Genomic DNA, 12,846 nt, shown 5'->3' on the forward strand with positions numbered 1-12,846 from the left:
CGCACCGTCACGCGCCGCGCGTCTGCAACGCCGCCTCCAGCGCATCGCTGGAGCACGGCTTTTGCAGCCGCGGCCGTGCGGCAAACTCCGGCGGGATGCTGGTCTCCGCACCGTAGCCGGTGACGAAGACGAAGGGAATTTTCAGCGCGGCGAGCCGCTCGGCGATCGCAAAACTCTTCTCGCGGATCAGCTCAACATCGAGCAGCGCGAAGTCAGGCGCACGTGCCGTGATCGCATTCAGCGCCTGCGCCACCGAGCCCGCCGTGCGCACACCGGTGACGCCAAAGCCGAGCAGACGATCCTCGAAATCGATGGCGATGATGGGATCGTCCTCGACGATCAGAACATCGGCAGGCATTGCGGCCGAGCCGTCCGGAGAAACAGGTATCATGATCCTGGCTGTCGAGGGCTGCATGTTGCACCGGTCAGGACAGCCTCATGCCGACACCTGCGCCCAGCGCATCGGAGGGTTCCCGGAACGAAACTCACCACAGAACAGTTTTGACGTCTGTCCAGATGTGCACACAGGCGATGAACGGAACTCGCTAGTGTGGAGAGGAGGATGGGGAGTTCGCGATGGATGCGCGTATCAGCAAGGCAAATGAGGTCGAGAGCCGGCCCGCCAACAATCTGCTGCGGCGCTTGAACTCCGCGGATTATGCGCTGCTCGCACCTTATGTCAGCGTTGACGACGTCGGTGCGAGCCACCTGCTCTACAGTCCCGGCGACGATGTTCAGGTCGTGCACTTTCCCTGCGGTCCGTCGCTCGCAACGTTTCTCGTCCCGAACGAAGACGGCCGCGACGTCGAGACCATTCTGGTCGGCCGCGAAGGCGCGGTGGGCGGCATCGTCAGCGAGGGATTTCTACCGGCCTACACCCGCATCTGCGTCAAATTCGGCGGACCGTTTGCGCGCATCCATGTCGGCAGACTGGAGGCGGCGAAGGCGCGCTCGCCGTCGCTGCGCAATATCTTCGCCCGCTACGCCGACTGCATGCTGGCACAGATTTTCCAGTCGACCGCCTGCAACGCGATTCATTCGATCGAGCAGCGCACGGCGAAATGGATCATCGCGGCGATGGAACGGACTGGCGACGAGAGCAGCGTACCGCTGACACACGAGCAGCTCGCCACCTTGCTCGGGGTGGGGCGCAGCTATGCCAGCCGCGTGCTGCAATCGTTCAAGGCCGAGGGCGTGCTCGACACGCGGCGCGGTTCGATCCTGGTCCGCAACCATGACGGCCTGCGCCTGCGCGCCTGCCTCTGCAACGACGCCGTGAAGATGCATTTCGAGGAGGTGCTGCGCGGGGTCTATCCGACCGAGGAGGTCAACCACAGCTCCGCTCAGGGCTAGTAACGGCGGCCGGATCGCGAATAAAGGGCCGGTTCGGCCGGGGAATCGCCTAAGCCCCGGGGATTCCCGGACAAAATTCAGTCAACCAACCTCGAAAGAACGCATTGTTTTTTGGCGTTTTTTCCCTATATTGCGCCGCAAACGCATAGGCTACCCGGTCGATATGGCCGGGTTTCCTTTTTGGGCGTAGCAGGCCCCGTTTTCCACGTTTCAGCGTTGTCCGTGAAGAGGTCCCGGCTTGACCGGCGAGATCGCGCTTAACCCATTGTCCGACCGCAAAGAAGCTCACTCATGAACCTTCGTAACGTCGCCATCATCGCCCACGTCGACCACGGCAAGACGACCCTGGTCGACAAGCTCCTCCAGCAATCCGGCACGTTCCGCGAGAACCAGAAGGTGACGGATCGCGCCATGGACTCCAACGATCTGGAGCGCGAGCGCGGCATCACCATTCTGGCCAAGGCGGCCTCGGTGCAGTGGAAGGACACCCGCATCAACATCGTCGATACCCCGGGCCACGCCGATTTCGGCGGTGAGGTCGAGCGCATCCTGAACATGGTGGACGGTGCGCTGGTGCTGGTGGACGCCGCCGAAGGTCCGCTGCCGCAGACCAAGTTCGTGGTCTCCAAGGCGCTCAAGGTCGGCCTCAAGCCGATCGTCGTCATCAACAAGGTCGACCGTCCCGACGCGCGTCCGACCGAAGTCATCAACGAAGTGTTCGACCTGTTCGCGGCGCTCGACGCCAGCGAGGAGCAGCTCGACTTCCCGATTCTCTATGGATCAGCCAAGCAGGGCTGGATGGCCGACAGCCCGGAGGGTCCGCAGGACAAGGGCATGGAGCCGCTGTTCGACCTGATTCTGCGTCACGTCGCGCCGCCGAAGGTCGAGGAAGGCCCGTTCCGGATGATCGGCACCATCCTGGAAGCCAACCCCTATCTCGGCCGCATCATCACCGGCCGCATCTCGTCCGGCGTGCTCAAGCCGAACCAGCAGGTCAAGGTGCTGCATGCCGACGGCAAGCTGGTCGAGTCCGGCCGTATCACCAAGATCCTGGCGTTCCGCGGTCTCGAGCGCACGCCGCTCGATGAAGCCGAAGCAGGCGACATCGTCGCCATTGCCGGCCTGACCAAGGGCACCGTCGCCGACACGTTCTGCGATCCCACCGTCGAGGTGCCGTTGCCGGCGCAGCCGATCGATCCGCCGACCGTGTCGATGTCGTTCATCGTCAACAACTCCCCACTCGCCGGCACCGAAGGCGACAAGGTGACGAGCCGCATGATCCGCGACCGTCTGCTGCGCGAAGCCGAAGGCAACGTCGCACTGCGCGTCGTCGAGGCCGCCGACAAGGACGCGATGGAAGTCTCGGGCCGCGGCGAATTGCAGCTCGCGATCCTGATCGAAACCATGCGCCGCGAGGGCTTTGAGCTCTCGGTGTCGCGCCCGCGCGTCGTGTACCAGAAGGACGAAGCGACCGGCGCCACCATGGAGCCGATCGAGGAAGTCGTGATCGACGTCGACGAGGAGCATTCCGGCGTCGTCGTGCAGAAGATGAGCGAGCGCAAGTCCGAGCTGATCGAGATGAAGCCCTCGGGTGGCAATCGTCAGCGCCTGGTGTTCTACGCGCCGACCCGTGGCCTGATCGGCTACCAGGGCGAATTGCTCACCGACACCCGCGGCACCGCGATCATGAACCGCCTGTTCCACGGCTATGCCCCCTACAAGGGCGAGATCCAGGGCCGCCGCAACGGCGTGCTGATCTCGAACGACCAGGGCGAAGCGGTGGCCTACGCCATGTTCAAGCTGGAAGACCGCGGCCCGATGATGATCGAGCCGGGCTGGAAGGTCTACAAGGGCATGATCGTCGGCGAGCACACCCGCGACAACGATCTCGAGATCAACGTGCTCAAGGGCAAGCAGCTCACCAACATCCGCACGACATCGAAGGACGAAGCCGTGCGCCTGACCCCGCCGATCCGCATGACCCTCGAAAAGGCGCTCGCCTATATCGAGGACGACGAGCTCGTCGAGGTCACCCCGAAGTCGATCCGCCTGCGCAAGAAGCACCTCGACCCGAACGAGCGCAAGCGCGCGGAAAAGGCCAAGGAAGCGGTGGCGTAAGCTACCGCTCTCGCTCGGTGTCATTCCCCGCGACCCGGCTACGCCAAGGCTTCGCCGGGGTTGAGGTCTTGGGGCGCCGAAGCTGTAGCGTAGGCGGCAAGCGGGGAATCCAGTACGCCGCGGCCTCTCCGTGCTTCACGACCGTCTCTGGACTACTGGATCACCCGCTTTCGCGGGTGATGACACCTGTTTTGTGGTGCCTTCAGCACGCCCAGCGAACGTGCTAGAGCCGACCCATGTCCTTCCCCGCCTCCGTCGACGTCGCGATCATCGGTGCCGGTGCAGCTGGCCTCGGCGCGGCGCATGCGCTGGCAGGCTTCGGCCTCGCCGTGATCGTGCTGGAGGCGCGGGGCCGGCTCGGCGGCCGCGCCTGGACCGTGCAGGCCTCGCCCGAGGTCACGTTCGACGTCGGCTGCGGCTGGCTGCACTCCGCCGACAAGAACTCCTTCGTTCCAATCGCACGCCAACTCGACTTCGAGCTCAACAAGGACCTGCCGCCCTGGCGCGAGCGCGCCTTCGGCAATGCGTTTCCGCAAAGCGAGCGCGATGATTTCATGCGCGCGATGGACGCGTTCTATGAGCGTCTCTGGCAGGCCGCGCAAAAGGGCAAGGACGAGCCCGCGAGCCTGAGCCTCGAGCCCGGCAATCGCTGGAATCCGATGATCGACGCGATCTCGACCTACATCAACGGCTGCGAACTCAAGGACATGTCGACGCTGGACTGGGACGCCTATGAGGACAGTGAGCTCAACTGGCGCGTCCGCCGCGGCTATGGCGCGCTCATCGCGGCGTACGGCGCACCCTGCCCGGTAGCGCTGAACTGCAACGTCACGCTGATCGACCATACGCCCAAACGCATCCGCATCGCGACGTCGCAGGGCACGCTGAACGCCGACAAGGTGATCGTCACCGTGCCGACCAATCTGATCGCGGACGAAGCGATTAGATTCTCCCCACCACTTCCCGCCAAGGTCGACGCGGCGGCCGGCCTGCCGCTAGGTGTCGACGACAAGGTGACGCTGGCGCTCGATGGCGCCGAAGCCTTCCCCAGGGAGGGCAATCTCCGCGGCGCCACCATGCGCACCGAGATGGGCACCTATCACATCCGCCCATTCGGCCAGCCCTGCATCGAGGGCTTCTTCGGCGGCAGCTTTGCCCGCGCATTGGAAGATGCCGGCGAAGGTGCCATCGCCGCACACAGCGTCGACGAGATCGCCAGCTTTCTCGGCAACGACATCCGCCGCAAGCTGAAGCCGCTCTACGAGTCGCGCTGGGCACATGACCCGTTTGCGAGAGGTTCCTATTCGCACGCGCTGCCAGGGCATGCGGGCGATCGCGCGGCGTTGAGCGCGCCGGTCGATGAGCGATTGTTCTTCGCGGGCGAAGCGACGTCGCCGACGTTCTTCACGACGGCGCATGGGGCGAGGGACAGCGGGGAGCGGGCGGCAAAGGAAGTGCTGGCGGCGATTGGAGACCGTTAGTCTATCTCCAATGTCGTCCCGGCGAAGGCCGGGACCCACCGCGTGATCTGTCGGTGAACCGCAGTAGTGGTCCTGCGGGCCAACCTTTGACTGCCAGCTTTGCCAAACTTCGCTCTGTGGTTATGGGTCCCCCGGCCTTCGCCGGGACGACACTGAGGTCGTTGGTACACCGTCCAATCACAATAACGGCTCTACTCAATCACCCGCGCCCGCAGATCCGCATCAGGCACGAAGCACGCATCGTACCTGCCGAAGATGCGATAGCGGTTGCGCGCGATGAGGCTGTAGACGGCATTCCGCAGCGATTTCGGCGCAGCGAACAGCACTCGCGTCCAGCGCCAGCCCGGAAGATGCGAAAGCACCGTCAGCGCGGCGTCCGACTTCATGAATACCTTACCGCCGTGCACCACCGCGTTCGTGTCGGGATCATCCGGGTCGATGCCGAAGGTGCGCGCGAGCTTTGCCCCATAGTCCGACTGGATCGGCGTGAAGCGAAACTGCTTCGCCGCGTCGCGCTTGGCGACGAACCGCACCCAGCCCGAGCAGAAGATGCAGACGCCATCGAAGAGAATCACGTCGTCATCGGGCCACTTGCTCATCAACGATTATCCAGCATCAGAAGTGCGACCAGCATCAGGACGATCGCGGGCCCTGTCTTCGCCAGCGCGCCCAGCGGCTCGATCCAGAGATCGGGCGTGAGGACTGCGGCACCGAACATATAGCCGAGCGAGGCGACGATGCCGGCGGCCAACCCGATTGCAGCCGTGCGGCGGAAGGCGATCAGCACGCCGATGCTCATGTCCATCAGGCTGGTGCCGATGGTGATGGGATCGACCAGCGCCGACGGGAAGCCGTGCGCGATCAGGATGCCGGCGGCGGCGCGATAGGACACGAGCAGCGCGATGAAGCCAGAGACGAGCCAGAACACGACAAGGCTCGCGACAATCAGCGCCTTGATCAGGAACAGCCGTGCAAACCATTTGTCCTGGATGGTGGCGGAATGGCGCCCGATCACAGCCATCAGCGTCCTCGGCACGAGGCCGGTGGCGGCGATCCACGCCGAGGGATCGCCGGTGACGCCACGACGCAGCTCGGCAACCGCCGTGGAGCGCATCGGCGGCATCCAGCCGAGCGTGCTGGCGAGATCGCCGATCTTCGCACCCAAATCGAGCATGAAGGACGGCATCGCCATCCGTGGCCAGCCGGACGTGCCAAACGCATGCCGGAACTGTTTGATGACTCCGGCCATCGTGATCGGCTCGGATTGCATCAGGTCCCAGGTCACCGCTTGCACGGATGGATCGTCGATATCGCGTACGGCGAGCCAGGCGATGGTCGCCGCGATATCCTCGACCGCGACGGGCTGGAACGGCGTTGCCATCTTCGCCGCGGGAAGATCCAGCGGGAAAGCCGCGAGCGCGCGCAGCAGGGCGCTGCCGCCATAGGCTGACGGCGCGACCACGAAGCCGGGCCGCAGGATGGCGTGAGGAATGTCGGAGGCCGCGATCAGCCGCTCCGCCTCGCGCTTGGTCGTGGCGAACGCGGTGCGATCCGCTTCAGCAGTCCCGGGAATTGAAATATGGACCAGCCGGATCACACGGCCGCTGTCGGCGATCGCCTGAAGCAGACGCGCGACGAAATCGCGATGCACCGCATGGGTATCGCTGCCGGGGCCGTCCTGGAGCACGCCGAGACAGTTCACGACGATATCCACCGCGTGCTCACTCAGCAGGCGTGTTAACGCAGCCGCATCGCGCGACAAGATCGGCAGCTCGATATCCAGCGCGCTCATTGTCTGCGCCGGCGACAGGCTGCGCGCGAGACCGACCACGCGAAAACCTCGCGCGCGCAGATCGTCGGTGACGAAGCGGCCGATCAGGCCGGAGGCGCCAAGCACCAAAATGGTTCGCTGGTTCATCGCGTCCTTTAAAATGGTTTTGCGATCATCAGCCAGAGGATCAGCATCGTGACGCCGAAGCCAGGGAAGCCGAACGCGAACCAGCGGCGGAACAGGACGACGTAGCGCTCCGGCAATGCCGTGCGCTGCGCGGCGGCCTTGCGCGCGAGATCGCGCATCTCGATCTGCATGAAGACGACGGGAATCCAGAACACGCCCGCGACGGCATAAAGCGCGAGCGAGGCCAGGATCCAGCGCTCCGCGATCGATGTGGCCGAGAGCATCATCAGCAGGCCGCCGGTGACCGGTTGCAGGATCACCGCCGACAGCGTGAAGATCGCGTCCGCAATCACCACCACCGAAGCCGTGCGGGCGATGAACTCTGCGTCGTTGGTCCGATGTGCCATCAGCATGAAGAAGGCGATGCCGGTTCCGGTGCCGAGAATGACGATGGCGCCGAGCACGTGCAGATACTTGACCAGGAAATACAGCGTCATGGCTTCTTGGTCGCCATAGGCCGAGGTGCGTTCATTGTCGGGTTCAGCGCACGCGCAAGCGCGCTGCTTGCGGCCTGGACGCCGGTCTCGGTCTCGATCATCCAATGGCCCTCGCTGCCGACGGCAGGCAGCGTGCGAAAATCGTCCTTGCCGCCACCGCCGCGAAACGCATCCGCCAAGGCTTTCGACAATGCCGGCGAAAAATAGCTGTCATTGGCCGCAACCAGCGATGTGACGGGGATGCGCGCGGCCTTGCCGAATTCGGCAGCAGCGGCGAACAGCGCATGTGGCGCACAGACCTTGTTTGGTTCGTCATTGGCATGACCGCCGCGCCCGGGCGCAAATGCAATGATAGCCGAGACCGCCTTCGGATCGGCATTCGCCAGCGCCAGCGCGCCCCACCCACCGGCAGAATGGCCGATCACGACCGCGGCATCCCTGCGAATAAAATCCTGCCTTTGCAGATAATCCAGTGCGAGCGAAATCTCCTCCGCGGTGGCGCGGCCCGCACGTGCATAGTCCGCTTCGTCGCAGCCGCCCTGGTCCTCGACATAGCGGCCGCCGGTCGCGCCATGGCCGAGCCGCTCCGGCACCAACACGGCAAAACCATGCGCGACCAGAAACACCGCCAGCGCGCGATATTCCGGCTGCGGCATTTGCGCACGACGGAGCACATTCTGCGTCGATGCATGTGCGATCACCGCAAGCCGGAACGGACCGGCGCCGGCGGGGCGAAACAACAGCGCGCGCGCGGCAATGTCGGTATCCGGTGACGGCACGCGCCATTCCTGGCGGCGAAGCGGCTCTCCTTCGGGACCCGATCGCCCAAGCGTGACCTGAGCGCACAGAGGCGGTGCGGTCAGCAGAGACAGAAGTGCAAAGGTGTTGAGGAGCCGCATGAATTGCCGAAAGCGAACACGGATGGCGGGGGCCAGACTAGTCGGAACGAATCACTCAGGGCGGACTTTCTGCGTTGCCATCGCCGTTCATTCGTTGCGACGCCGAAGTTTTGCACTGACACACGGCAGGCCATTGCCGTTCGGAATGGCGTCTTGTCTTTTTTCGGTACAACATGGTTAAAATACTGATGCAGAAAGTCCACACGTTAACCGATAATTAACGATAGGTCTTGCCGCCAGCGCGGCGACTTGGTTTGATCGCGTCCATGAGCACAACCCTGATCGAGGTCCGGCCGGCCAAAGCTGCAGATGCAACTGCGGTGGCGTCCACCCATGACGAAGCCTGGCGCTCCGCCTATCAGGGCATCATTCCCGGCGCCGAGCTGGAGAAGCTGATCAACCGCCGCGGTCCGCATTGGTGGGATAGCGCGATCCGCAAGGGCAGCCGCGTCAGCGTGCTCGTGTTCGGTGACAAGATCGCGGGCTACGCGAACTATGGCCGCAACCGCGCCCGCAGCCTGCATTTTGACGGCGAGATCTACGAGCTTTACCTGCGCCCCGAGTTTCAGGGCCTCGGCTTCGGCCGCCGCCTGTTCGCCGCCGCCCGCCGCGACCTCATGCAGAGCAATCTGAAGAGCATGGTGGTGTGGGCGCTCTCGGATAACGACCCCGCGACTGAGTTCTACCGGGCCCTGGGCGGCCGCATGGTGGCACGCTCCTCGGAGCGGTTCGGGCCGAAGTCGCTCGACAAGGTTGCCTTCGCCTGGACTAACTAAAATTCGGACCAACTGAGCTGCTGAAAGCCTTCATCGGCAGCGTTCCTCCATCCGTCGATACCGTTGCCATTTTGCGCCGGTGATCGCTGGATTCATTATTTCATAAAAACACGATGGATCGGCGGGCCAAGCCCGCGTATGACAGCGCCAAAATCGCTGCCGGGCGCGATTTAACCTCGGCAACCACGGAGCCTTCTGAATGCGTATCGATGCGGTCTCGATCGGAAAAAATGTCCCTGAGGACGTCAATGTCATCATCGAAGTCCCCGTGGGCGGCGAGCCGATCAAATACGAAATGGACAAGGAGGCCGGCACGCTGGTGGTCGACCGCTTCCTGTACACGCCGATGCGTTACCCCGGTAACTACGGCTTCATCCCGCACACGCTGTCCGATGACGGCGATCCCTGCGACGTCCTGATCGTCAACACCCGCGCCATCATCCCCGGCGCGGTCATGAGCGTGCGCCCGGTCGGCGTGCTGTTCATGGAGGACGAGGCCGGCGGCGACGAGAAGATTCTGGCGGTGCCATCGTCGAAGCTGACGCAGCGCTACGACAAGGTGAAGTCGTATTCCGACCTGCCTGACATCACGCTGCAGCAGATCCAGCACTTCTTCGAGCACTACAAGGATCTCGAGAAGGGCAAGTGGGTGAAGATCACGCGCTGGGGCGGCCCCGAGGAAGCCCAGAAGCTGATCCTCGAAGGCATCGAGCGCGAGAAGAAAAAGAAGGGCTGACACCTGCTCCCTCGCCCCGCTTGCGGGGAGAGGGTTGGGGTGAGGGGAGTCTCCGCAAACTCGGTGACAAAGACTCTCGCGGAGAGTCCCCTCACCCGGCGCTTCGCGCGTAGCCGAAGCTTCGCTTCGGCGCTCTTTGAGAACGGCCGCCAGGGCGGCCGATGCTCTCCCCGCAAGCGGGGCGAAGTGAAGAAATCCTACACCCCGGGCTTCGGCAGGCCGGCGATCGCACACGCTGCGCGGAGTGTGTTCACCAGCAGGCAGGCCACAGTCATCTGGCCGACGCCCCCCGGCACCGGCGTAACCGCACCGGCAACGCCAAGCGCTTCCTGATACGCGACATCGCCGACGAGGCGGGTCTTGCCATCGTCCTGCGGAATGCGATTGATGCCGACGTCGATCACGGTCGCACCCGGCTTCAGCCAGTCGCCGCGCACCATCTCGGGCCTGCCGACAGCGGCATAGACGAGGTCGGCCTGCTTCACGAGCCCGGCAAGGTCGCGCGAGCGCGAATGGGCGATCGTCACCGTGGCGTTCTCGTTCAATAGCAATTGCACCAGCGGACGGCCGACCAGGTTGGAGCGACCGATCACGATGGCATTCATGCCTTGCAGCGAGGCGTGCACGCTCTTGGTCAGGATGATGCAGCCGAGCGGCGTGCAGGGCGACAGCGCCTCGAAACCACCGGCGAGCCGGCCGGCATTATTCGGATGCAGGCCGTCGACATCCTTGGCGGGATCGATGGCATTGATCACGGCCTCGGTGTCCAGGCCCTTGGGCAGCGGCAGTTGCACCAGGATGCCGTGCACGGCGGGATCGCGGTTGAGCTTTGCGACGACGGCGAGCAGATCCGCTTGCGAAACGTCGGCGGGCAGCTTGTGCTCGAACGATGCCATGCCGGCGGCCTGCGTCTGCTTATGCTTGGAGCGGACATAGACCTCGCTGGCGGGATCATGACCGACCAGGACCACGGCGAGGCCCGGCACCAGATTGTGGTCGCGCTTGACGCGGGTGACCTCCTCGGCGACACGGGCGCGAAGGTCCGCGGCAATGACTTTTCCATCGATGATCTTGGCCGTCATGTCAGTTCCTTGTCCCTGTCGATTTGACTGATGCAAGCTTGCGCAACGCGTCAGTAAGCCCAGCCGGATCGCCCTCGATGGCGACCTGCTTCAGCCGCGACGTCGCCCCCGACAGGAGACTGACGCTGGCCTTGGGCACGCCGAGCGATTTCGCCAGCAGCGCCAGAACCGCGCGATTGGCCTCGCCACCATCGGCGACGGCACGCACGCGGACCTTCAGCACGCTACGGCCATCGGAAAGCTGCTCGATCCCGTCGACACCGTCACGCCCGCCACGAGGCGTCACCCGCAACGCGATGCTGACGCCCGTGGTGGAAATGCGCCAAGGTTCGGTCAAGGGACCATCAAGGCTCCCATCGCGGTTCCGCCGGGCTAGGGCACGTTCGGATAGACGTACTCGGCGAGATAAAGCTGGATCAACCAGAGCACGAAGAAGGCAACGATCGGAGAGACATCGAGACCGCCCATGTTGGGCAGCCTGCGCCTGATCGGCCCGAGGACCGGCTCGGTAATCCGATAGAGAAACTCCCAGACCGCGCCGACGAACTGGTTGCGGGTGTTCACGACGTTGAACGCGATCAACCAGGACAGGATTGCCGATGCGATCAGCAGGTAGATGTAGAGATTGATGATCTGGATCAGAATGAAGACTATCGGGCGCATCAGCGAAACACTCTCTGGGCCTGTGTCGTTGGGCGGTGTTTGGGGTGGTGTCTGGGTTACCTTGGCTAGATATCGGTTCCCCCCGGCCCAAACAAGGGAAGTCGGTGTCCGGATGGCTAAAACCCCCTTACACCCGTCCTTGACTTGACCTTGCCGGGGACTTAAATGGCGCCCGGTTGTCGGCCGCGTTTACCAGAGCGGCCAGCAAAGGGGCCATAGCTCAGCTGGGAGAGCGCGTCGTTCGCAATGACGAGGTCGGCGGTTCGATCCCGCCTGGCTCCACCAGCCTTCGCTCGCTTCGCGAGCTTCGGCTAGGCAAGCCGGAAAGTCCCTCGTAGCGAAGTGAGCGAAGGCTGTCCCGCCATAGCCCGAAGGGCGGCGGCGGACCTCCTCCACAAACTCAGCCCCTACTTCCCCGTAAACCTCGGCGGCCGCTTCTCCATAAAGCTCGCGACGCCCTCCCGGAAATCGCTGCCGTTCAGCGCCACCATCATCTCCCGATTCGCTTCGATCGTGGCCTCGGCCAGCGTCTGGAACGGCACCTCGTAGAGCTGCCGCTTGATCACGGCCATCGCGCTCGGCGAGACGAAATCGGCGAGATCGCGGGCATAGGCGTAAGTCTCCTCGCGTAGCTTTTCGGGCGGGTAGAGCCGATTCACCAGCCCGATCCGCAACGCCTCGTCGCTCGAAACGCGCCGTGCCGAGAGCAGCAGGTCCATCGCATTGGCGTGGCCGACGATGCGCGGCAGCATCCATGAGATCCCGTGCTCGGCGATCAGGCCGCGCCGCGCGAAGGCCGTCGTGAACACGGTGTTGTCGGCGGCGAAGCGCAGATCGCAATAGAGCGCGTGAACAAGACCGATGCCGGCAGTGGCGCCGTTGAGCATCGCAATGACGGGCTTTCCGATCGACGGATAAAAGCCATAGCGCGTCTGCCAGTCCGGGCGGCGGTTCATGTCGAAGGGCGGCAGGTTAGAGGCGCGCCTGACGTCGTTGGGATCGAGCCCCTTCAGCGCATCCATGTCGGCGCCGGCGCAAAAGGCGCGACCCGCGCCTGTCAGCACGATGACGCGGACATTGTCGTCAGCGGCGGACGCTTCCATCGCGTGGCGCACATCGCGCTCCATGGTCGGCGTCCATGCGTTCATGCGATCGGGACGATTGAGCGTGATGGTCGCGATCTTGTCGCTCACCTCATAGAGAATATGCTCATAGGCCATCGCGCTCTCCCTGTGTTGGCCGGCACGCGTTCGCGCGTGCTCGTTGGCAGCGAGCCAGCATATCCAGAGATGAGGCAGGGACTTGCGCCAGGGACCTGCGTTAAGGATCTGCGTTAGGCCACGA

General features: G+C 64.0%; 14 protein-coding genes and 1 tRNA gene. 6 read left to right on the plus strand and 9 right to left on the minus strand.

Features of this window, described 5'->3' with window-relative positions:
* Nucleotides 1–7 precede the first annotated feature (7 nt).
* Nucleotides 8–391: a response regulator gene (locus tag JQ587_RS00675; protein ID WP_212303235.1), complete on the minus strand. Its 384-nt coding sequence runs from the start codon at nucleotides 389–391 to the stop codon at nucleotides 8–10.
* Nucleotides 392–576: 185 nt separating this feature from the next.
* On the opposite strand from JQ587_RS00675, the gene JQ587_RS00680 reads away from it, so the two are divergent.
* The 3 genes from JQ587_RS00680 to JQ587_RS00690 all read left to right on the plus strand — a co-directional run bounded on the left by JQ587_RS00680 (nucleotide 577) and on the right by JQ587_RS00690 (nucleotide 4,952).
* Nucleotides 577–1,353: a Crp/Fnr family transcriptional regulator gene (locus JQ587_RS00680; RefSeq protein WP_212303236.1), complete on the plus strand. Its 777-nt coding sequence runs from the start codon at nucleotides 577–579 to the stop codon at nucleotides 1,351–1,353.
* Between the two features lie 291 nt (nucleotides 1,354–1,644).
* Nucleotides 1,645–3,471 carry a translational GTPase TypA gene (gene typA / locus JQ587_RS00685; protein ID WP_212303237.1) on the plus strand — a complete coding sequence of 609 codons (1,827 nt, stop codon included), beginning with the start codon at nucleotides 1,645–1,647 and terminating at the stop codon, nucleotides 3,469–3,471.
* Nucleotides 3,472–3,707: 236 nt separating this feature from the next.
* Nucleotides 3,708–4,952 (plus strand): flavin monoamine oxidase family protein, encoded by a 1,245-nt coding sequence (locus JQ587_RS00690; protein WP_212424123.1) that lies wholly within the window; start codon nucleotides 3,708–3,710, stop codon nucleotides 4,950–4,952.
* A gap of 191 nt (nucleotides 4,953–5,143) precedes the next feature.
* On the opposite strand, the gene JQ587_RS00695 is transcribed toward JQ587_RS00690, so the two are convergent.
* Genes JQ587_RS00695 through JQ587_RS00710 form a run of 4 tightly spaced genes read right to left on the minus strand, consistent with a single transcriptional unit; the run spans nucleotide 5,144 to nucleotide 8,245 of the window.
* A complete protein-coding gene (locus JQ587_RS00695) occupies nucleotides 5,144–5,551 on the minus strand; it encodes a thiol-disulfide oxidoreductase DCC family protein (RefSeq protein WP_212424124.1) in 408 nt (135 codons plus the stop codon).
* Entirely contained in the window at nucleotides 5,551–6,870 is a 1,320-nt protein-coding gene (locus JQ587_RS00700) for an SDR family oxidoreductase (RefSeq protein WP_212424125.1), read from the minus strand. Before JQ587_RS00700 ends, JQ587_RS00695 begins: the two co-directional genes overlap by 1 nt.
* Nucleotides 6,871–6,878: 8 nt before the next feature.
* Complete coding sequence (locus tag JQ587_RS00705; RefSeq protein WP_212303241.1) at nucleotides 6,879–7,346, minus strand: DUF2269 family protein; 468 nt, start codon at nucleotides 7,344–7,346, stop codon at nucleotides 6,879–6,881.
* The gene (locus tag JQ587_RS00710) at nucleotides 7,343–8,245 is read right to left on the minus strand and encodes a dienelactone hydrolase family protein (protein ID WP_212424126.1); all 903 of its coding nucleotides are present in this window, start codon (nucleotides 8,243–8,245) and stop codon (nucleotides 7,343–7,345) included. The genes JQ587_RS00705 and JQ587_RS00710 overlap by 4 nt, the downstream gene beginning before the upstream one ends.
* A gap of 266 nt (nucleotides 8,246–8,511) precedes the next feature.
* Here JQ587_RS00710 and JQ587_RS00715 point away from each other — a divergent pair, with 266 nt between their 5' ends.
* Both JQ587_RS00715 and ppa read left to right on the plus strand, forming a co-directional pair.
* Nucleotides 8,512–9,021, plus strand: coding sequence for a GNAT family N-acetyltransferase (locus tag JQ587_RS00715; protein WP_212424127.1), 510 nt, complete (start codon nucleotides 8,512–8,514; stop codon nucleotides 9,019–9,021).
* Nucleotides 9,022–9,220: 199 nt separating this feature from the next.
* Nucleotides 9,221–9,757 carry an inorganic diphosphatase gene (gene ppa, locus JQ587_RS00720; protein ID WP_212303243.1) on the plus strand — a complete coding sequence of 179 codons (537 nt, stop codon included), beginning with the start codon at nucleotides 9,221–9,223 and terminating at the stop codon, nucleotides 9,755–9,757.
* A 197-nt stretch (nucleotides 9,758–9,954) separates the two neighbouring features.
* On the opposite strand, the gene folD is transcribed toward ppa, so the two are convergent.
* The 3 genes from folD to JQ587_RS00735 are packed head-to-tail and all read right to left on the minus strand — an operon-like array spanning nucleotide 9,955 to nucleotide 11,502.
* Nucleotides 9,955–10,839, minus strand: coding sequence for a bifunctional methylenetetrahydrofolate dehydrogenase/methenyltetrahydrofolate cyclohydrolase FolD (gene folD / locus JQ587_RS00725; RefSeq protein ID WP_212424128.1), 885 nt, complete (start codon nucleotides 10,837–10,839; stop codon nucleotides 9,955–9,957).
* A 1-nt stretch (nucleotide 10,840) separates the two neighbouring features.
* Nucleotides 10,841–11,176: a DUF167 domain-containing protein gene (locus JQ587_RS00730; RefSeq protein ID WP_212303245.1), complete on the minus strand. Its 336-nt coding sequence runs from the start codon at nucleotides 11,174–11,176 to the stop codon at nucleotides 10,841–10,843.
* Between the two features lie 35 nt (nucleotides 11,177–11,211).
* On the minus strand, nucleotides 11,212–11,502 hold the full coding sequence (locus JQ587_RS00735; protein WP_188107316.1) for a YggT family protein: 291 nt from the start codon (nucleotides 11,500–11,502) through the stop codon (nucleotides 11,212–11,214).
* A 209-nt stretch (nucleotides 11,503–11,711) separates the two neighbouring features.
* Here JQ587_RS00735 and JQ587_RS00740 point away from each other — a divergent pair.
* Nucleotides 11,712–11,787, plus strand: a tRNA-Ala gene (locus JQ587_RS00740).
* 122 nt (nucleotides 11,788–11,909) lie between these two features.
* On the opposite strand, the gene JQ587_RS00745 is transcribed toward JQ587_RS00740, so the two are convergent.
* The gene (locus JQ587_RS00745) at nucleotides 11,910–12,722 is read right to left on the minus strand and encodes an enoyl-CoA hydratase (RefSeq protein ID WP_212424129.1); all 813 of its coding nucleotides are present in this window, start codon (nucleotides 12,720–12,722) and stop codon (nucleotides 11,910–11,912) included.
* Between the last annotated feature and the right edge of the window lie 124 nt (nucleotides 12,723–12,846).

Origin of the sequence: Bradyrhizobium manausense (assembly GCF_018130615.1) — a bacterium.
GTDB classification, from domain to species: Bacteria; Pseudomonadota; Alphaproteobacteria; order Rhizobiales; family Xanthobacteraceae; genus Bradyrhizobium; species Bradyrhizobium manausense_A.